Consider the following 21,180-nt stretch of genomic DNA (forward strand, 5'->3'; position numbering starts at 1 on the left):
TCGCAAGTTACGGTTTCGTCTTGGCAGGTGAATCGGCGGTGGTCCCGCCTTCGGTCTTCCCCTTGCCCTTATCTTTTTGGCCTTTTGCTTCCGCCTTCTGCTGTTCGATGGCATCAACTTGCGCTGTGATCGACGCAAGCCGTTGCGTATTCTTGTTCAATGATTCGATCGGCTTGAAAACCGGCTCGACCTCCACCTCAGGCTTCTTGCAGCATTCATGCGGATGGGGTGTGGTCACCGGAAGGATGGACCAAAACATCAGCGACAGCACCACACCGGCTCCTGCCAACGACGCCAGCAGCAATCCCTGATCAGTCGGCACACGCATCAAGTCCCAACGGGTCACGAGCCCTTGATAATTTTCAGGCGCCGGGCGGGCATTTTCCGCTATCCGCCGAATGATTTGTCCAAGGATGGACACACCGATCACCGCGAGGACGATCAGCACCGCTGAAGAGATGGATCCCCATATCGTCAGTTCGAGGCCGATTCGTTCTGCGACCGGAAGACCCGTGTCGAAGAGATGTCTCATGCTTTCCATTTCGGCCATGGAGTGCGATGCGGTGATGGCGATCTCCGTAACGCGGCTGACGATCCACCAGAGGAGCGGAAGAAAGAAGGTCCCGATGAGCGCCGTTCTCCACCAAATTGCAAAACCAAGCCCATCGTGGGGAGGCTCCTTCCGAAGCCGTTCCAGGAAGAACGTTCGCCCAACCAGCCCGAGCGCCCAAATGTCGACGGGGATAGACATCCCGAAAATGAGCGGCAAACCGATCCCTTCACCAAAATGTGTGTCAAAGAGAGCCATAATGATGGGAGCGGCAAAGACGGTGACGGGACTGGCCAACAGCATCAAAAAGGCAAGACCGAACCTGCCTTCGAAATGCACCAATCCCATCGTCATCGCAAGAACGGCAAACACTGCCTTGATAGGAATACCGGTCCAGCAAGCCGGCCAGAGGATACCGAACCCTATCTTCGTCGGGGACATCGATTCGCGTTCTTCAGCCATAACGTGTGTGAGGATTAATCCAGAAACTCACGGTTGATCACGGCCGCAACCGTGAACAAAGCAATGACCACCATGATCGCAATCCAGCTGATCAAGGCGATCGGTCGCTTGAAAATATTTCGTTCGGGATCTTTGTCGAAAAACGGAAGCGCAATAAGTAACGCCATGAACACGACCGGTAAGGCGACGGCGCCCATAAATTGACCAAACTGACCTGCAAACAACTTGAGCCTGAGCAATTGGAAATAGAAAAGGAAATACCATTCGGGCTCAGGGTGGTAGTCCCCTGGGTCCGGTGTGGCATGGTCCAATAAAACGACCGGTTCCCAAAGGGCTAAGGCGCAGATTCCTGCGAAGACGAATGCCATCCCGACAATGTCTTTCCAAATCTGACGAGGAAAGAAATAGTCGGTTTTGGCCTTGATCTCCTCAGGCGTCCCGCTAAATGGTCCCGCTGGAGCGGCCACACGAAACAAAAAGAGGTGCAGCCCGGCGAGAGCCATGAGCGCCGCCGGAAGGATCATCACGTGAATCACGAAGAATCGGCTCAACGTCATCTGACCCGGGGTCGCTCCACCCTTCAGAAACCGGGCCATAAAATCGCCGATGATCGGCGTCTTATCCAAAATCTCGACACCCACAAGCGTCGCCCAGAACGCCCGTTGGTCCCACGGCAACAGATAGCCCGTAAAACCGAAGCCGATCACGATGCCGAACAAGGCGAGCCCCACAAGCCACAGTAATTCTCTCGGTTTCTTATACGCACCCCAGAGAAATACCTGAGACATGTGTGCGAACACGCAGACGACCATCGCACTGGATCCCCAGAAATGGTAGCTCAGCAGAAACCATCCGTAATCAACATCGTGGATAATATATTGAGTACTGTCATAAGCGTGATCGGCAGTCGGCACATAATAGAACATGAGCAGGATGCCCGTCAGCGCCTGCATGGCGAAGATGAACAACAGGATGGATCCGAACACGTAGGCCCAACGAGAGCCGCCGGGAATCGGCTCGTTGAGCATCTTGGCCTGCATTTCCTTGAGGCCCAGACGTTCGTCGAGAAAGGCGACGAGCTTTTCAGTCGCGCTTGGCTGCTGATCGGGGATTGTTGCGGGAGACGAATGCTTGATGTCCATGTCGCCAGCTTTCACACGATCCGGACTTGCGACTTCGTACCAGCCTTGAACTCCATATCGATAATCTCCACGTCTCCCCCTGCAGAGACTTTGAGGGGTAATGCGTCCAGAGAGCGTGGAGCGGGACCGTCGAGCACTTTTCCTGCGGCATCATAGATGCTCAAGTGACACGGGCAAAGAAACACTTGCCCGAGCGTTTTGTGCTGCCGCCATTTGAACCCGCATCCTAAATGCGGACACTTGCCGGAGAACGCCAGGTAAGGAATATCCTTCTTGTTCGTCCAGATGGGCTTCCCCTTTGCATCGCGAAATTCAGCGTCCTTCCCTTGGTACACTTTTTCGAGAAGTTCCGGAGTCGCTCGGAGAATCCACACGTTCTTCTCGACTTCGTACTCCGGCATGTACACTTCTTTCACTTTTTTCTTATACTTGAACTGGGTGCCGACATCGTCCTGCTTGATCTTGCTTACGTTTCCCACATTCAGCCATCCATTGTCGAAGTCTGCGTACATCGGCTTCATGAGAAAACGCAGAATGGGGAAGGCGATCGGAAGGCCGATCAAGAACCCGATGATATGCGTAAAATTCATGAAAAACGTGCGGCGCTTGACGTTCTTTTCCAGATCAGGGAGAGGCACCAGGACCTCGCCCGGCGTCACATGGATGTTGTCTTCGAGATGCGAGATCTCCACTTCATGGGTGGTGACATAGTCTTCCCGTTTGAACGGCGGCAACGCCAGGATATCCCGTGAGGGCGCGCGCAACTGGACGACGTCTTCGGTGACAGCCTGCACGTGGCCCATCGCGATCTGTCGCTCACCACTGCCGTTCATGGACACCACGATGTGGCTGATCTCGTGCGAGAGCGGATCGAGCACGACTTTCGTGACTTCGCCGATGTCGAGGTCGGTGCACCGGACCTTGGATTTCAGCTTCGGTTGCAGCATTAGTTCTTCTTGATAGGCTTCGGGGTGTTGATCGCGGTATTCTTGAAGGTACCCAACCAGGTCGCAAGCGCCAGCATTTCTTTCGGGTCCATGAGGTCTTTAAACTTATTGGGCATGATGCCCTTCTGCCATTCCTTCTCGTACCCCTCAGCCATAAAGCTCTTGGGGTCGGCAATCTTCTGTTGAATCTCCTCGACTGTCAGCAACGTGCCGATATTGTCCAACTCAGGACCGCGCTTCTTTCCACCTTCCCCCCTGAGCTTGTGGCAGTTGTAACATTCCTGGAGTTGCCACTGCTCCTCTCCGACCTTCATCACATCGCCGGAAGCGCCGGACGCCGCGCCGGCAGCTGCGGGCTTCGCATCTCCGGCCGGAGGCGTTGGCGTCGCGGCCACACCTTGACCCAACGATTTGAGCCGCTCCTCAAGAGCCTTGACCTGTGCATCCAGCGCCTTGGCGCGAGCGATCAGTTCCTCGGCCTTTCCCTGCGCGGACCCTTTTTTCTCTCGGTCTAGAAGCTTCCCGATCTTGGTCTTTTCGTCTTCAGGGTCGAATTGAGGCAAGAGCGACGCACCAGCCACACAGACCGTCACCAAAAAGATCCAGAATACAATGACGGCAAAGAGGGATTTCCCACCGTTCATCGTCTTGACCGGCTGCGCGTCAAGCAGCATGAAGAGGATCGCTCCGATCATTGAGACGACGAAGAACAGCATCTGAAATGAGGACGGCAACTCCTGCGAGTGCGCGACAGCAACCAGGGCGCCACCGACCACCACGCCTATCACAAGCTTTTTGAATATGTTGCCCATACGAATTCTCGTCTCCTCGGTAGGCGCCTTACTCCTTGATTACTTCGCCCCGACAGGAACAGGACTCCCCTCAGGCTCCCGCACCTTTGCCACGGAGGGTCGAAGAGCCACGAGCGCAGCTAGACTCACGATCGCGATAAACACCACTGCAATCGCCGTAATCCATCCGGCGGAATACGACAGTGTTGGGGTAAACGACTCCGCGCTGAGGTCCGACACCAGGCTATAGGTGTGGAAATATTTCTTGAGCAACGACCGCACCGCTCCCATCAACCCCATGATCCACGTGGACGTGAATGCCAAAAAAATCAGCACAAATTGCGATGCGAAATCGATCTTCCCCCAGAGAATCGTGCCTTGCTTGATCGTTCGGTTATACAACACATAGTTGACGACCGTCACAAAGACCAACACGATAATCGCGGAAAGCTTGGCCGGCATCGATGACAAATAGTCCCACCCTTCCGGGAGTTTCATCTCATCGGGCATATCCGTACCGGTCGCCACGAACCCGGCGGGAGTGAGCCAGACCGCATCGCTGATGAGCATGATGATAAAGCCGATCTTGATGACGGTCCGCGCGGAGACGGTCTTGGGAACGAACCGACCTAAGAGGAATGGCGACAACGTCAGAGGCAGGAGGAATGCCAACGACATCGGATCGGGAATCCAATAATTATTCATCACCCACATCGTGACAGGGAGCAACACGATTAAGACGATGGGAGCCAGAATGGTGATTCGGACATTTTCCGCTCCTTCAATTCGTTTGACGCTGAGCCAACTATAATAATTGATGCCCAGGAATAGGAGCCCGATCATGACGCCCTGCATTTCAAAAAACATGGAGAGCTGATCAGCCATCATGTACGGGCAGAACGAAAAATCGTAATCACACATTTCATACGCCAACAAGAGTCCCGTAAATGGCTGTAAGAGCGATCCCCCCACCGCAATCCAGATGGCGGCAAATCCCATCCAATCGTAGTAGGCTCTCTCCTCCTGCGTCTTTGCGCCCATATACATATAGGCGGCGATCAAGCCGGCGATGAATCCACCGAACGCAACATTCCCGTCGATCCGATGGAGACTCAGAGGGAACCAACTTTGGTTGGCGATCTTATCCCATAAGGTCGCTGCGGCGATGAAATCCTGCGGTGAGACCCCTTCGGCCTTCGGCGGTGTATTCATGAACGACGTTGGACCGTTGATGACAAACAGGATGAGCAGACACACGAGGTTCAGGAGCACGCCAAGGGCGATATGCCGCCCTTTCTTCTCACCTTTCCAGACATCCCAGGTGTACAGGTAGGCATACATCAAGATGGTCTCGGCGATAAACAAGGCCGGATACAGCACTGCGAAGACCATATAGAACTGATTGATGAACGAGGTCGTGAATTGAGGATAGGCGGCAAGCAGAACGAAGATAAATAGGCCGCCCGTCACAGCCGTCATGCTGAAGAGAATGACCGTGACCTTGGTGATCTCCCTGGCCAGACGATCGTAGCGGGGGTCTTGCTTCCGATAACCCAGCCACTCCGCGATGACGACGAAGATTGGCGCGCCCAGAATAAACGCGGCGAATAGGATATGGAGTTGTGCGACGATCCATACCGCCGTTCGATTGCCCGTGTACGGGAACTCCACCGCAGACGCTGCAACCTCCTGAGCGTTGACGATTGGTGCACCTAACGCAGACAGCCCAAGCAACACAACGAGAGCCAAGAGACTGCTCGATAGTTTTTTCACGGTGTCTCGATGCCCCCTACTTTAAGAGCCCAGTCAAGGATCTTAGTCTTACCCTTCCGGCCAAACAAACACTTCGAAGAACTGAAATGTTGGACAATATCCGGCAAAAATATTCGGTGCATTGTGCCTCAAAAAGGCTTGGTATAGTATCCTAGTTTTTCCAGTTTTATTTATCGGGATGTTCCCCATCTAACATCTGAAACCGACCCGAGCCTGGCTGGCACAAGCAGAAGACCTCCCGCTATTTCGTGCCGGCATCGACCCACTGTTTCTTGTCCTCGCTCCAGACCTTCCCCGGCAGTGCAAAATTCCGCTCATAGAGCACGAGCTTCCACCGGTCTTCATCCGAGAGCTTGCTCTTCCAGCCTTTCATCTTGGTGTTCGGCACACCCTCAGCAATACGCCAAAACCACACGGAGTCCGAATAGAGCTTCATGCGCTCGAGTCTCCGGAAATCGGTGGCACCCGCCTTCACCGGTTTTCCATCCTTCCCATGACAGCTGGCACAATTGACGTCTGGATTTGTCTCTCCGATGAAGAGCTTGCGTCCCTCTTCCAGCTTTTGGGCATCGCCCCACCAGTCAGACGGCATATGCTTATCGGCATATTCAGCCGGAGCCGGAGGTGGCGGCACAATCGGACCCTCTGCGCCTTCTTCACCACCACTGCAGCCGATCAGCAACCCCAGACCCATGACCATCGCAACACGAAACGAACCCAATTTCTTTGCCATGACGACGATTCATTCCCTAAAGAAGCACACGGTTGTCGCACACGTGGCGACAGAGGGATAGAAAGCGGCCTCCAAAAAAAAACGCTTCTGTCGAGGTGTTCGCACCCCCAACAAAAGCGCTCCAGTTACACCCATCTCAATAACGCTGTACACCGGTCCTCGCCCACCCATACCACCGATTCGTCGAGGGACCCCGCAGCCCCCGATGAACCGTCAACGGCGATTACGTTTTTCTTTTTCCCTGCGATTTCCCCTTGACCCGTTCTTGCCTCTGCTGAGAACGGATAAGTCTCATACCGATAAGGCCACCGACCGCTGCGACCATCGCCCCACCACCCCACCACAGCCAAACAGGAGGACCACTCGCATCACAGCCGGCGCCGAAATCAACGCGGACTTTTCGCTCACTTTCAAGATCTTTGGGATCGAATTCAATTTTGAGATTTTTCTGCTCGCCCTTCGCCTCTACCAGAAGGGGATCGCCAAGATTGTCGTTGTGCAGATGAAACATCGCTTTGTAGTAGCCATCTCCATCCGTCCTCACAACCTGACCATATGAAACTCTGGTGTCTTTGACCAGAACGTCCGCGTTCGGCACCCCCTTGCCATCTGCGCCACAAACATACCCTTCAACCATGAAACGGTGATCCGCTTCGTGGGTGGCGGGAACCACAGGTGGGAATGCAGCGTTCAGTGCGAGACAGCAAGCGAAAACAAGCAGTCCAACCAGACTTCGTCTGCCAAGCTTCGAACTCGATTGCTGACTCGTCGCTCGCTCCTTACGAGGAAATGCACGCTGCACGACCGCGAGCGCGCTACATTCGGGCAGGCGTTTCTAGCACAGCGCAAAATCTTTGTCAACGAAACGGCTGGCTTTTTTGCTCATGGAGGAAGGCCGTTCACGGCCCTGGGATTCTGAGAATCGGCGGGACAAGAGAAAACCTTAGAGGTAGCCCTGTGTGCGCGCGGCCGCCTCAATTTTTGCAGCTTCTGCTCGACGCTCGGACTCTTTTTTCGACACCCAGGATTCCCAGGACTTCCCGTTCGCCGTATCTTCCCCGGTAAACGCAATCGTGACGATATCCTGGTACGGAATGCGCCGGGGATCCGGCCGGTCGGAGGGAAACAGTTCGAGATATGAGCTATCGGCATCCAGCTGACGATTGAAGAGATATCCCATGACCGATTCGCCGGATCGCAACGTCAAGGTCACGTCCCCGCGGTAGTCGAACGCGAGCTCAACCGCCTCTGCTGTTTCAGCCGGAGAGACGGGCTTGAATACCCGCCCTTCCAGCGAACCGGCGATCGCAGCTGTATGATTCTTCGTATCGGTCATGTGGAGATCGTCGTTCGTGAAACGTATTGCGTAAAGCGCGGGATCGCCCTGCGAACGACGAGAGACGACCGACGCTTCACGAGAGCAAAATCATCGTGAGGTAGGCATGAGCGTCAATTTGGCTGTTCGTGAGAATCCGGAGACGGTGCTAAAGGTATCTTCGACGGCCGATGCCTCATAGCCGCAATGAACCATGCAATCGGCGCACTTTTCATTTTTACCGGTGCCGTACCGATCCCACTCCGTCGACTCCATCAGCTCCCGGAAAGTTTTTGCATATCCTTCTTGAAGCAAGTAACAAGGCTTCTGCCATCCAAAGACATTATAGGTCGGATTCCCCCAAGGAGTGCATTGGTACTCACGCCGTCCCATGAGGAAATCTAAAAACAGCGGGGATTGGTTGAATTGCCAGCCCGGCTTGGGACGAGCAAGGATCTTGGAGAAAAGTTCCTGGGTCCGCGACCGCTTCAAGAAATGCTGCTGATCCGGGGCCTTTTGATAACTATAGCCGGGTGAGATCGTCATACCCTCGACACCGAGCGCCATCATTTCATCGAAAAATGTTCTGATTCGCTCGGGATTCGCATCGTCGAACAGAGTGGTATTCGTCGTCACCCGATGGCCGCGCTTGACCGCCGCCTTGATGGCCTTGACCGCGACATCATAGACTCCATCGCGGCAAACCGCCAAATCGTGCTCATCTTTCAGCCCATCCATGTGGACACTGAACGTCAGAAACTTAGATGGCTCATACTCATCCAACTTGCGCTCGAGCAAAATCGCATTCGTACAGAGATAGATATATTTTTTCCGGTCGACCAAGCCCCGGATGATCTTCGCCATTTCCGGATGGATGAGCGGTTCGCCCCCGGGAATGCTCACCATGGGAGCGCCGCATTCCTCAGCCGCGGCCCAGCACTGCTCGGGCGTCAACCGCTTATCGAGGACATGATCAGGGTACTGAATCTTCCCACAGCCGGCGCAAGCCAGGTTGCAGCGAAACAAGGGCTCTAACATCAAAACGAGGGGATACCGCTTCACCCCCTTCATTTTCTGGGAGAGCACATACGTCGCCACGGTATACATCTGAGAAACCGGAACAGCCATTCCGTTCTCCTTGAATAACTGACGTTGTTGTTTTTTCGGCCTATATATAACCAGCTACACGCGGTAGCTGGACTTGGAGGCACAAGAATGGATGATTGTAGCACCTCGCATGGGTGCCGTCAATTTTCCGTCCTTCGTACCCTTTCGTACTTTTTCATGACCAGTGCGATACACGAACCCCGAGGCGATTGGTAATGAGTCGTCGGCACGTGCAAAGCATGACAAGACGCTTGAGTGTTCTATCCACACGGATCAGTCACGATAAAACGATGAAGAGCGATCGGTACACACGAAGTGCGGTTTGGAGGCGCCGAGCGGGTTCGAACCGCTGCATCGCAGTTTTGCAGACTGCTCCCTTACCACTTGGGTACGGCGCCCCGGGGGCGCATTATAGTCGCTTCCTTTTCTGGAACACAACACGAGACCAACCCACGTCGCATTGTGCATCGGCATCAGTGTTTTGGAGGTTCTCTCGGGTAGACAGATTATACCTCACTGACCATACGGGACGGGCCGGAATGCATTTTTTCTGGCTGCGGGTTCGGATGGCTCCACTCTCCTCTACTGCTGAGCAGCAATCCGTACAAGATCAACATCGCAATACCGAGATGATGATAGCTTTTCAAGGCTTCCCATCTTGCCGAACCCACGACTTCATAATTCAACACCATTGTGAGCACAACATAGACCGCCAACATGACGTATCCGGTAGGGCTCAACCCGCCGCTCATTTTCGTGGCGGCGGCGACGACGACACAGGCCGCCGGGATCATCCAGACAAGATGCTGGTCCCACGTGATAGGAGAAAAGAACAGCGCCAACATCAAGGTTCCCGCGCAATCCCTCGCCCAGGTGGGATCTCCAGGCCCCTGAAACACCCGCCTACTAGACCACGCGAACAGGCCAAGCAGGCTCAGCGCGGCCACTCCGACGATCGCATTGGCGACCGGTGACGAGAGATCCAGTACCGGCTGGTAGCCCCGGTCCACTTGCCGAAGCCGATGGGTGGGCGGATAGGTCACCAGATACCGAAGCATGGTATGTCGGAGCGAGAGATTGGCCTTTTGCAACTCGTTTTCTTGCCGCCCCTCCGCCTGCCGATCGAGCACAGACAGGACAGCATTCCTCGTCCATTCTGTGTGATGTTCCCACCAGCTCGTGGGCCCCATATACAGAATGGGCAGCACAATCCAGGCAAGCGTAGCCACCATGGTGTACCAGGCAACGCGCCACTGCCGTTTCCAAAGAAACAACAGTACGAAGAGAGCAGGGGTGATCTTGAGTACGATACCCAGCCCGATCAAGGCCGCACCGAGCCGTTCTTTCCCCACCCATATCGCGTAGATCCCCCCTGTGAGAATGCCCAACAGGATGAGATGTGGGCCGCCGTCGTCGAGATCATTCAAGATAAATTGCAACGTCAATGCTCCTGCGCCAACGCCCACCAGCAACCGGCCCCACCCTCTCGAGTCCGATGAACCGCATATCATGCGGTAAAACAGCATGATCGTGAGGACTAAGCATCCGACAGCGACGGCGTAACGCAGGGCCAGGCTCGGGTTTCTGTCTAGGATGAGCAAGGGAGCGAAATAGATGCCGGTAGTCGGCAGATACATGTAGCAGTAGTCATTGGCGTAGAGATACTCTCCGGAAAGTAACCGCCTTCCAATCTCTCGATGGATATCGATGTCCCGAAAGTGGAACGACCGTCCGAAGGAGATGATGTAGCCGTGCACCACCGCCGCAATGATGAGACCGATCTTCACCAATCGCGCAAACAGAGCCGACCTGACAAACTCATTGATCCGGCGGATGACGGGATTTGATTCCATCGTGTGACGGCACTGATACATGACCCGCCTGAGCGCGTCAATCGTTTCTTTGGTGAGATGGGCTAGAAGTTGATCGGGGAGCGGGAGAGTCTCGGACTAAAATAGTGCCCCTACCGACGAGGCAGTACGGGAATTTCTTTTCCAAGCGTCGAGGGGAGATCCGACTGGGGCACGAGTGACTCCCATCCGTTCGAAGGGACAGGAGCGACGGCTTCGCCACCGCTTTCTTCCGCCTCTTTTTCCTTGGCGAGCAATTCCACTTCCTGAATCAGCGTGTCCATTAATTCGTCCATGGGGACCTTACGGACGAGCTTACCCCGCTTGAACAAAATTCCTTTGCCCTCGCCACCGGCGATCCCGATGTCGGCCTCTTTCCCTTCTCCGATTCCATTTACGACACACCCGAGCACCGACACGTTCAATGGAGTCTTGATATGACCGAGTTTCTTTTCCAACTCATTCGCCATCCGGACGACATCGATCTCAACGCGCCCACAGGTCGGACAGGCGATGACATTGATGCCCCGATGACGCAATTCGAGTGATTTCAAGATCTCGAATCCGACCTTGACCTCCTCGACGGGGTCCGCGGCCAGCGACACGCGCAGCGTGTCTCCGATACCCTGTCCAAGCAAGTAGCCGAGACCGATCGAAGACTTCACCGCCCCTGTCATGGCCGTTCCCGCTTCTGTGATCCCAATGTGAAGCGGATAGTTCGACTGATGCGCGAAGAGCCAATAGGCATCGATGGCATGATGCACATCCGACGCTTTGAGTGAAACTTTCATGTTGGTAAAACCCACGTCTTCCAGCGCATGCACGGCGTTGAGCGCCGATTCCGCGAGAGCTTCGGGGGAAGGCCATCCATATTTTTCCAACAGCGGCCGTTCGAGCGACCCTCCGTTGACGCCGACTCGAAGCGGAATCCCTCGCTCATTCACGGCCTTGATCACTTCTTCCACTTTCCACCAGGCGCCGATATTGCCGGGATTGATGCGGACGCAATCGACGATCTGCGCGGCCTTTAGGGCAAGGCGATGATCGAAGTGAATGTCGGCGATCAGCGGGACCGTCATAGCCGCTTTGATTTGCGGAAGGACAGCGGCAGCTTCGTCGTCAGGCACGGCCACGCGGATGAGTTCGCACCCGGCGGCTTCAAGCTGGTGAATTTGAGCAACCGTCGCAGCCACATCACGGGTGTCCGTTGAACACATCGATTGCACGGACACCGCTGCATCGCCGCCGATTTTCACCTTCCCGACAGAGATCTGCCGGGTTTTTCGCCTTGCTATGTGCATGAGAGATTGTTCGCCTTTTGCGATCAGCTACCCTGCTCGTCTCCGTGAGGCAGATGGTCCGCTAGTGCGGCACCGGCAAATTGAGATTTCACCGACGAAGCCGTGCCGATCAGTTCCTTGACGCTTTGATAGATTCCTTCGCTCGTCAAGCCATACCGTTCACGAAGCAGATCTTGAGGGCCTTGTTCGATATACCAATCGGGCAAGCCTAATACCTTGGTCTTCATATGAGTCACCCCGGCCTCCGAAAGGGATTCCAGCACGGCGGACCCGAACCCACCGGTCTTGCAGCCCTCTTCCACCGTCACGACGTATTTGACTCGTTTCGCCACATCCACAACCAGTTCGTGATCAAGCGGCTTGACGAACCGACCGTTCACCACCGCTGTGGAAACCCCTTCCTTGCTGAGACGTTCCGCCGCTTCCACGGCCTGCCAGACGGATACCCCGATCGCAATGATGGCGACATCCGTTCCGTCCTTCAGAAGCTCGCCTTTTCCAACAGGCACCGCCTTGGGAGCCTCGTCCATCTTGACGCCGAGGCTCACGCCTCGCGGATACCGCACCGAGATTGGTCCGTTATGTTCCAAGCAGGTTTTCACCATATGCTGCAACTCGTTTTCATCTTTAGGAGCCATCACCACCATGTTGGGAACATGGCGCAGAAAGGCATAGTCGAAGGCGCCGTGATGCGTCGTCCCATCTTCAGCGACGAGCCCGCCACGATCGATACAGAAGACAACCGGAAGATTCTGGGTCGCGACATCATGCACGACCTGATCATATGCCCGCTGGAGGAAGGTCGCGTACATCGCGACGACCGGCTTCATCCCCTGAGCGGCGAGCCCCGCCGCGAACGTCACGGCATGCTGCTCGGCGATGCCGACGTCATACAGCCGATCCGGAAATTCCTTTTCGAAAGTCGTCAACCCCGTGCCTTCGCACATCGCCGCGGTGATGGCCACAACGCGCCTATCCTCGCGCGCCAACTTGACGAGCGTATCCATGGCGATCGCCGTGTAGGACGGGCGCGAGGCTTTCTTCGCCGGCGCACCTGTTTCCCGAACAAACGGCGGACAGGCATGGAACCACACCGGATTCTTCATGGCCGGTTCGTAGCCGAGCCCTTTCTTCGTGATGATATGCAGCAGGACCGGTCCCTTCATCTTGAGGACGTTTTCAATCGTCGGGAGGAGATGTTCAAAGTTATGGCCGTCGATAGGACCACTGTATTGGAATCCCAGCTCTTCAAAGAGCAATCCCGGAAGAATCACGCCTTTGGCGAGTTCTTCGGCCCGGCGAGCGAGTTTTTGCATGTCGTAGCCGATGTGGGGAATCTTGCGCAGCAACTGACCGGTTTCCTCTCGCATTCGCCCGTAGAACTCCCCTGTGATGGTCCGACTCAGGTAGGCGGAAATGGCACCGACGTTCTTCGAGATCGACATCTGATTGTCGTTCAAAATCACAAGGAAATCCTTGCCGAGTCCGCCGGCATGATGCAGCCCTTCCAGAGTCATTCCCGCCGTCATCGCACCGTCACCCACGACACAGACGACTTTATGTTTTTGCTTCAACTGATCCCGGGCTGCCACCATGCCGAAGGCAGCCGACACACCCGTGCCTGCATGGCCGGCATTGAACGTATCGTACTCGCTCTCCTCGCGCTTGCAAAATCCACTCAATCCACCGTACTGGCGCAGCGTATGGAACTGCTCACGGCGGCCGGTGAGGAGTTTGTGCGTGTAGGATTGATTGCTCGTATCCCAAACGATTTTATCAGCCGGTGTATCCAGGAGATATTGCAAAGCGACCGTGAGCTCAACCACACCCAAGTTTGAGGCCAGATGCCCGCCGACATTGGAGACCGCTCCGATAATCTGTTCACGAATCTCTTGGCACAACGCCGGAAATCGGTCGGGAGACAACCGCTTCAGATCGGCCGGACTATGAATCGTTTTAAGCATAGACATGGATAGTCTCCTTACTTTCGTCTTCTATCAGCGACGTGACCTAAAGACACGTCCAGGGTGCACCCTTGGCGTGGGTGCCAAATTTTGTGGAGTCTCACACACGAACCGTATGATGTCAAGCGCTTATGAAAGATCGCTTGCCCACGCCTCTCAGGTTGATCGAGGCTTAAAGGGTCACGATCGATAACCTAGGGCGGACATACCCGATTGGTCTCCTAGTAAGGAAAATCGAGCCCGGCAAAAATGGCTCCACCCTCCTTACTGAATCCATAATCGATCCGTCCCACGACATTGGGCCGGATGATACCCCGAAACCCGATACCCGGCGTGATACGGTAGTCTTTGAAGCTCACATTCTTAAACGAGTTGAACACCTGCCCGGTGTCGATGAACGGCGCAAGCTCAAAATCAGCCATGACCCCGGCGAGGCGCGCGCGCAAGATATGAATTCGCTCTTCCACACTGAACGCGATCAGTTGCTTGTCGATGTACCGGTCTACCCCAAACCCACGCAGGTTGTTCTGACCGCCCAAGGAACTCTGCTCATAAAACGGAACATCCGAACCCAGCGTCGCCTGCAGATCACCACGAACCACAAGGATGGCGCGCTTGGACTCGCTCGCAAACATCTTCTTCACCTCAAGCCCATACCTGGAATACAGCGGCTCCGCCCCCTGCTTGAAGTTGTAGTTGAGCTCGGCATAGGCGGTAATCGCCGTCCCATCGGTCGGCGTGACCAGATTGTTACGGGTATCATAATGGAAGCTGATCCGCTGCCCGAGAATCGTGGCCCCGTCCACACCCGGCGCATTCGGAAAAAGATCGCCCGAAAAGGGGAGGTTCGTGCCGCCCTCTTGGATCGATTGCATGTGCCGCAATCGCTGGCTGACCGCGATTTGCGTAACCTCGTTCGCGTGGATCCCGAATTTCCAATTCAACCTCGTCTCAGCGGCCGTGTAATTTGACTCGTTCTCCTTCACGGTGGTCGGCCCAAGTCCGAAGAACCGCACCGTCGCATTCTTGAAATGCATCGCGCTGAACCCAATACTATACCGACCATTGCTGAATCCTGGATCAACATAGCTTATGAGGAATTTTCGCTCGATCTGCTCTGTCCAGGACGCAATCCCTCGGAGTTCCTTGCCCCCTGGTTCGTAACGGAACAGATTGACGGTCGCACGAGTGCCGACGATCGAATTGTAGACCACCATCGGCGCAACCAGATATTTGAGATCCCCATCCGGTCCCGTGATGAGAGCCGGCACAATCATACCGATATCGTTGCCGTCGTTCTTGCTGGAACTGACGGCAGGGATGGGGAAATACCGCACGTCGGCCTGGGCTCGGTCAAGAGAGATTGGGCACAGACTCCCGAGCAGTATGAAGATGATACTGACAGCAAGGCTACGCATACACGTACCCGTGGTCCAGCTACACGACGTTATGGTGCCTTGAGCTTATCGGATTTCTTGCGGAGCTGATCGACGAGATCCGAATAGGAAGAGGCACGAATAATCTTGGTAAACTGCCCGCGATAGTTGTTCACCAGGCTGACGCCATCGACGATGACGTCGTAGACCCGCCAATCATCAGCCCTGTTGATCAAGCGATAGTCGAGCGGGATCTCCGTCTTTCCGGAGAGCACTTTGGTCCTAACTTCCGCGTACTCCTTCTCCGTCCGTTCATTCAAGTACTGCACGCCTTCTCCGGAATAGGTCTCGATCTTATCGGCGTATGAGTTCGTCAGTAACGTCCGAAAAAGGTCGACGAATTCCTGCTTCTGCTGATCGGTCAGCTGATTCCAAGGCGCGCCGAGTGCCCGCCGGGACATTTCCATATAGTCGAATCGAGCCGCCACCACTTTCTCAAGCAAGTGGCGACGCTCATCGGCTTTCTCCGGCTGTTTGAGCTCTTTTTCCCGGACGATGTGAAGAACCTCGTCTATCGTCACCTTCATGGAGTCGGTCGGAGCGCCCGCGTACCCCGGAACCACCCCCAGCCCGACCGCTGCCACCACCACAAGCACTATCGCGCCCCAACGGAAACATGCCTGCCTGCCCCACACATTCCTGGTCACCATCATCGCACGATCTCCCCTCTACCGATTATCTGAATACTCGTCTACCGGCTACGCGAGACCGAGTTAGTTGACCTTGCCGTGAACGTACTGACTGACCAATTCCTCCAGGTCAAGGCCTGATTCGGTATCGCGAATGGCATCTCCGGGTTTCAGTGGATCTCCACCCCCACCCGGCGAGAGTGCAAGGTACTTTTCTCCGATGATCCCTCTGGTCTTGATCGAGGCGATCGTATCGGAATAGAGCTTCGTTCCGTTCTGGACCGCCAGCTTCACCATCGCCCGATCCTCTTTCAAATTAATGGCCTTCACGCGGCCCACCTCGACGCCGGCGATTTCCACAGTGGCTCCCGGTTTCAGTCCCGACGCTGAGTTGAACAGGGCATCGACCTCGTACAAATCTCCTCCGATGAGCTCTAATTTCCCCAACTTGATCGAGAGATACCCCAGACACACAATCCCGACCAGCACAAACACACCGACGATCAATTCCAGTCTGCTTTTATCCATCATGGCTCCCCTCTAGCCCGCGGAGACCTCTCTGGTCAGCGGTACCGTCCCGCCGACCGAGATGAATTCTCTGATCTCAGGATCGGTGGTTCGCTGGAATTCAGCTGGCTCGGCCATCGCCGCAATCTTCCCTTGTTTCAACATCGCCACGTAATCCGAAATGCCGAATATCTCCGGAATCTGGTGGCTGACCATCACGGCGGTAAATCCGAACTTCCGCTGCATACTCGTGATGAGATCATGAATCGATTTGGCCATCAGGGGATCGAGACCCGTTGTCGGCTCATCGAAGAGAATAATCTCCGGCTGCATCACCAGCGCTCGTGCCAGACCGGCGCGCTTGCGCATCCCCCCGCTTAATTCCGCTGGGAACTTGTGCCCCATCCCTGCCAAGCCCACTTGGTCCAACATCTCCTCGACACGGCGGGTCACGTCTTGGTCTTTCATCCGGAGTTTTTCCCGGAGAGGAAACGCGACATTCTCAAAAACCGTCAACGAATCGAACAGCGCCGCTCCCTGAAACAGCATGGCGAACCGCTTACGGACTTCGTTGAGCGCATGGCCGCGAAGCCTCGAAATCTCCACGCCGTCTACCCACACTTCTCCGGAATCCGGCTGGAGCAGGCCGATCATGTGCTTCAGCAGGACACTCTTCCCTTCCCCGCTTCGGCCGATGATCGTGGTGAGCTTCCCTTCAGGAACCGCGAGATCGACACCCCGCAAGACTGCTTGCCCTCCCAAGGTCTTTGTCACACCCACCAGCTTCAGCATGGTTACAACAGGACCGAGGTCAAAAAATAGTCCCACACGAGAATCAAAACCGACGACAATACGACGGCCTCGGTCGTAGCGGTCCCCAGGCCTTCGGCGCTCATTCTCGTGTAAAACCCCTTATAGCAACAAATCCAGCTCACAATCAGCCCAAAACTGATGGATTTGAGGATGCCGCCATAGATGTCCTTCCACTCCACCGCGGATTCAATGGAATTCCAATACGAGCCGGCATTCACGCCAAGCAGATCCACTCCGACCAAATGGCCACCGTAAATTCCGACGACATCGAAGATCGCGACCAGCAGCGGCACACCGATCAAGCCGGCCACAAGTTTCGGAGCGATCAGGTATTGGAGCGGATTGATCGCCATGGTGTCGAGCGCATCGATCTGCTCCGTGATCCGCATGATCCCGATTTCCGCCGTCATGGCCGAACCGGCTCTCGCCGTGACCATAAGCGCGGCCAACACCGGCCCCAGCTCGCGAATCATGCTGAGCGCCACGGCGGAACCCAACAGCCCTTCGGAGCCGAACTTTCGTAACGTATAGTATCCTTGCAGCGCCAGGACCATCCCAGTGAAGGCCGCCGTCAGAACGACGACAAACGTCGATTTATAGCCGATGAAGTGAAGCTGCTTGACGATCTGAATGATCCGCAACGGCGGACGGGCCAACCAGGCGAAGGAGGACACCACGAAGATCAGCATCCGGCCCATTTCGGCCACGTATCTGAGCGCCCATCGGCCGATTGCTTCAGGAAGGTTCATGGTCACGTCGGTGAGAGTTCTCGCTCTTGCCGCTCCGTTGCCATCGCCGCAGTATAACGCCTGAAAAATGTCGTCAAGGCCTCTGCTGCGACCGCACTCTGTCGACGAAGCCGGCCAAGACCCAAGAGACTTGAAGGGGCGGCCAAAACAGTACCGAGACCCTTGAGCCATCCAGTGGGCCTGAGAAACAGATTGAAGTCAAGGGGAAGATCTTCGTCGAGAAGATCGGAAACAGCTCGAATGATCACAAAAGGAACCTGCATGCGCTGCGCGTGAGCGGCCAAGGCGGAACTTTCCATATCGAGGCCGATTGCTTGCGTGCTTCGCGCAAACTGTTCTTTGTCCGAAGCCCTACCGATGATTCGATCCGTCGAGACAAATCGTCCAATGTGTGCAGGTGGCACCAGAGTCTCGACAAACGCCAATACGTGATCTCGCTCATCACCCGGCACAGCCGTAACTTGTGACAGCTCCCCACCTGCCCCTGGTTTACACACGACCTCGCGGCCGACCAGGAGTGCCCCAATATCCGCCGCGACAAGCGCACAGGCAAATCCCGTCGATACCATGAGACTAAAAGGCCGGCCGTCGATGAGTTGAACGGCGCTTTGCCTCGCCTTCTCCAGACCGACGCCGGTTTGCACAAGCCAATATTCCCGGTCACCGACAGTGTGTACGAAAACAGAGTGGCCGGCAATTTGTCGTCCGATGCCAGGAGGAAATGCCGACCGAACGGCTCTCATCTCCCATGGGGTCGCGGCAAAAATGGCAATCCGTTTAGGCGGCACAGTGTCAGATGAGGGCAGGGGGAGCGAACCGGCGGGGGTCAACGCTCGGACCGGTATGAGTCATTTCCTTGCATGTGATGGCGAAGTTCATCGGCTCGCATCTTCCCGCGAGAACGGAGGTTGCGATACATCGCTAAGGCCCACAACGGGAAGTACTGACAGTACCAATGATACCGAAGATAGAACACTCGCGGAAACCCGGTCCCTGTATGAGAAATTTCTTCCCACGATCCGTCCTTCATTTGATGACGGAGAAGAAATTGCACTCCGCGCGCCACACTGAAGGAGTCAGTCGCTCCAGCCGACATCATGGCCATGAGTGCCCATGCTGTTTGCGACGGCGTACTCTCTCCTTGACCATGATGCTCGAGGTCATTGTAAGAAAGGCAGGACTCTCCCCATCCACCGTCAGAATTCTGTTTCGATTCCAGCCAGGACACAGCCCGCCGAATATAGGGTGCCGAGAGATCTTCACCAATGGCTCTCAGCCCTGCCAAGACGGACCAGGTTCCATAAATGTAATTGACCCCCCACCGCCCATACCAACTGCCGTCCTCTTCTTGCTCTTTCTTCAGAAAGGCCAGAGCCGGCGCAACGGCTGGATGTGTATTGTCATAACCCAAGGCTCCAAGCATCTCCAGACATCGTCCCGCCAGATCGGACGTGCTCGGGTCAAGAAGCGCCTTGTGGTCGGCAAACGGGATATAATTGAACACGACACGGTTATTGTCCTTATCGTAGGCGCCCCACCCTCCATCGGAACCCTGCATCGCCAGCACCCATCGCATACCGCGGTGGATGGATTCGTTCAGCTCGCCCTCTCCGGTCGGAATCTTCAATTTTGACAGCGCCATGAGGACCACGGCGGAATCATCGACGTCCGGATACAATTCGTTTTCAAATTGGAAATACCATCCGCCCGGTTCCGCGTTCGGCGAGGACACAATCCAGTCACCCACCGACTTGGTCTGCCTGGAGATGAGATACCGGCCCGCTTTTTGGAGCGCCGGGTGATCTTGTGGCAGCCCCGCTTCAACCAGCGCATTGGTGAGCAAGGCGGTATCCCAAATGGGAGAAAAACAAGGCTGAAGATGGAGGGTAGGAGCAAGCTCACCATCAATCATGGCGGAATCGTAGACTTCCAATTCCTCGATCTCACGAAGCGCCTTGACGACCAGAGGATCATCCGCGCCATAGCCCAAGCATTCGAGTGCCATAATGGAATTTGCCATCGCCGGATAAATCGCACCGAGTCCCCCGGACCCTTTGAGATGCTCCAACATCCAACAGGCTGCTTTATGAAGCGCCTTCTCCCGCAGCACCCGCATGGGCATCCGGTCGTACAGCTTCAACATCGCATCCAGGGCAACAAAGAAATTATGGGGCGTGAACCACGCTTGATCTTTGTTAAACGGAGGATATTTCCAATACCTGATCTCCGCTCGCGGGATCGGATAGAGTTCCTCGATACCCTGTTCACGGGGAATTTGGCAGACCGGGCGGTGAGCAAAGACTATCAACAATGGAATCAGGACGGCCCGAGACCAATAGGAGATCGCGTAGATACTGAAATAGAACTTCTTCGGCAGCAGCATGATCTCGACGGGCATATGGGGAATGCCCTCCCAATCGTACTGATCGAACAACGCCAGCGTGATTTTTGTAAACACGTTGGCTTGGACGACTCCCCCCATGGCCAAGATTCGTTCTTTCGCCCGAACCATACACGGTTCGTCCGCCGACACACCACTCAACTTAAGGGCAAAATACGCCTTGACGGACGCACTGATTTCAGTCGGTCCGCCGTAATAAATCGGCCATCCACCGTCGGGTAGTTGCATCGACTTGAGATACCGAACGGCCTTCTCCTCCCGATCGGGGTCCACACGATCGAGGAATCGACGGAGCATCAAGTATTCGGATGTCAACGTGGTGTCCGCTTCCAGTTCGGCGACCCAGTACCCTTCAGCATGTTGACGGCTCAGGAACCATGACTGACTCCGCCGGATCGCGTCATCCACCGCATCAGGCTGGCTGACAGCATGCGCGATGGGACGACGAATAGAAGAAGGATCCAACGAAGGGAGGACAACCGGCTTGTCGGACACCAACCGAAGCGGAGCCATGGGTGTAAATTCCGTCGCAGGATCGAATCGTCCCTGAACGGTCGAAAGCAGGCTGTCAGAGAGGCGGCTGAATAACGCCTTTATGATGTTCATGAATCGTTATGATTTGAAAGACAGGGCTGAGGGGGGTGAAAGACCGGCATCTCGCAATGGTCTCCCTCGTGAACAGCTCCTCTACACTCCCTCGAATGTACCGC

At 55.4% G+C, this 21,180-nt stretch carries 18 protein-coding genes, 1 tRNA gene and 1 pseudogene; all 20 read right to left on the minus strand.

Going from position 1 to position 21,180, the window contains the following annotated elements:
- Positions 1-7 precede the first annotated feature (7 nt).
- A complete protein-coding gene (locus H8K03_07155; GenBank protein UVT21672.1) occupies positions 8-991 on the minus strand; it encodes a hypothetical protein in 984 nt (327 codons plus the stop codon).
- A gap of 35 nt (positions 992-1,026) precedes the next feature.
- Positions 1,027-2,154 carry a cytochrome bc complex cytochrome b subunit gene (locus H8K03_07160; protein ID UVT21673.1) on the minus strand — a complete coding sequence of 376 codons (1,128 nt, stop codon included), beginning with the start codon at positions 2,152-2,154 and terminating at the stop codon, positions 1,027-1,029.
- 11 nt (positions 2,155-2,165) lie between these two features.
- Positions 2,166-3,101: a ubiquinol-cytochrome c reductase iron-sulfur subunit gene (locus H8K03_07165; GenBank protein ID UVT21674.1), complete on the minus strand. Its 936-nt coding sequence runs from the start codon at positions 3,099-3,101 to the stop codon at positions 2,166-2,168.
- The gene (locus H8K03_07170) at positions 3,101-3,913 is read right to left on the minus strand and encodes a c-type cytochrome (protein ID UVT21675.1); all 813 of its coding nucleotides are present in this window, start codon (positions 3,911-3,913) and stop codon (positions 3,101-3,103) included. The genes H8K03_07165 and H8K03_07170 overlap by 1 nt, the downstream gene beginning before the upstream one ends.
- Positions 3,914-3,952: 39 nt before the next feature.
- Entirely contained in the window at positions 3,953-5,665 is a 1,713-nt protein-coding gene (locus tag H8K03_07175; protein UVT21676.1) for a cytochrome ubiquinol oxidase subunit I, read from the minus strand.
- Between the two features lie 241 nt (positions 5,666-5,906).
- Positions 5,907-6,398, minus strand: a complete 492-nt coding sequence (locus tag H8K03_07180; protein UVT21677.1) for a c-type cytochrome — start codon at positions 6,396-6,398, stop codon at positions 5,907-5,909.
- A 223-nt stretch (positions 6,399-6,621) separates the two neighbouring features.
- Entirely contained in the window at positions 6,622-7,035 is a 414-nt protein-coding gene (locus H8K03_07185; GenBank protein UVT21678.1) for a carboxypeptidase regulatory-like domain-containing protein, read from the minus strand.
- Positions 7,036-7,341: 306 nt separating this feature from the next.
- The gene (locus tag H8K03_07190; GenBank protein UVT22401.1) at positions 7,342-7,704 is read right to left on the minus strand and encodes a hypothetical protein; all 363 of its coding nucleotides are present in this window, start codon (positions 7,702-7,704) and stop codon (positions 7,342-7,344) included.
- A gap of 120 nt (positions 7,705-7,824) precedes the next feature.
- The gene (gene hpnH, locus H8K03_07195; protein ID UVT21679.1) at positions 7,825-8,841 is read right to left on the minus strand and encodes an adenosyl-hopene transferase HpnH; all 1,017 of its coding nucleotides are present in this window, start codon (positions 8,839-8,841) and stop codon (positions 7,825-7,827) included.
- 302 nt (positions 8,842-9,143) lie between these two features.
- A tRNA-Cys gene (locus H8K03_07200) sits at positions 9,144-9,218 on the minus strand.
- 108 nt (positions 9,219-9,326) lie between these two features.
- Positions 9,327-10,673: a DUF2029 domain-containing protein gene (locus H8K03_07205; GenBank protein ID UVT21680.1), complete on the minus strand. Its 1,347-nt coding sequence runs from the start codon at positions 10,671-10,673 to the stop codon at positions 9,327-9,329.
- A 236-nt stretch (positions 10,674-10,909) separates the two neighbouring features.
- A pseudogene (ispG, locus tag H8K03_07210) lies at positions 10,910-11,971 on the minus strand (flavodoxin-dependent (E)-4-hydroxy-3-methylbut-2-enyl-diphosphate synthase).
- A gap of 23 nt (positions 11,972-11,994) precedes the next feature.
- A complete protein-coding gene (locus tag H8K03_07215; protein ID UVT21681.1) occupies positions 11,995-13,941 on the minus strand; it encodes a 1-deoxy-D-xylulose-5-phosphate synthase in 1,947 nt (648 codons plus the stop codon).
- Positions 13,942-14,156: 215 nt separating this feature from the next.
- A complete protein-coding gene (locus H8K03_07220; protein UVT21682.1) occupies positions 14,157-15,353 on the minus strand; it encodes a BamA/TamA family outer membrane protein in 1,197 nt (398 codons plus the stop codon).
- A gap of 29 nt (positions 15,354-15,382) precedes the next feature.
- Positions 15,383-16,021, minus strand: a complete 639-nt coding sequence (locus H8K03_07225; protein UVT22402.1) for an ABC transporter substrate-binding protein — start codon at positions 16,019-16,021, stop codon at positions 15,383-15,385.
- Between the two features lie 63 nt (positions 16,022-16,084).
- The gene (gene mlaD, locus H8K03_07230; protein UVT22403.1) at positions 16,085-16,528 is read right to left on the minus strand and encodes an outer membrane lipid asymmetry maintenance protein MlaD; all 444 of its coding nucleotides are present in this window, start codon (positions 16,526-16,528) and stop codon (positions 16,085-16,087) included.
- A 12-nt stretch (positions 16,529-16,540) separates the two neighbouring features.
- Entirely contained in the window at positions 16,541-17,299 is a 759-nt protein-coding gene (locus H8K03_07235; GenBank protein UVT21683.1) for an ABC transporter ATP-binding protein, read from the minus strand.
- A gap of 2 nt (positions 17,300-17,301) precedes the next feature.
- Positions 17,302-18,069, minus strand: coding sequence for an ABC transporter permease (locus H8K03_07240; GenBank protein ID UVT21684.1), 768 nt, complete (start codon positions 18,067-18,069; stop codon positions 17,302-17,304).
- Positions 18,070-18,071: 2 nt separating this feature from the next.
- Positions 18,072-18,857, minus strand: a complete 786-nt coding sequence (locus H8K03_07245; protein UVT21685.1) for a hypothetical protein — start codon at positions 18,855-18,857, stop codon at positions 18,072-18,074.
- Between the two features lie 38 nt (positions 18,858-18,895).
- Complete coding sequence (gene shc, locus H8K03_07250; GenBank protein UVT21686.1) at positions 18,896-21,076, minus strand: squalene--hopene cyclase; 2,181 nt, start codon at positions 21,074-21,076, stop codon at positions 18,896-18,898.
- Between the last annotated feature and the right edge of the window lie 104 nt (positions 21,077-21,180).

It is taken from the genome of Nitrospira sp., from assembly GCA_024760545.1.
Classification (GTDB): Bacteria; Nitrospirota; Nitrospiria; order Nitrospirales; family Nitrospiraceae; genus Nitrospira_D.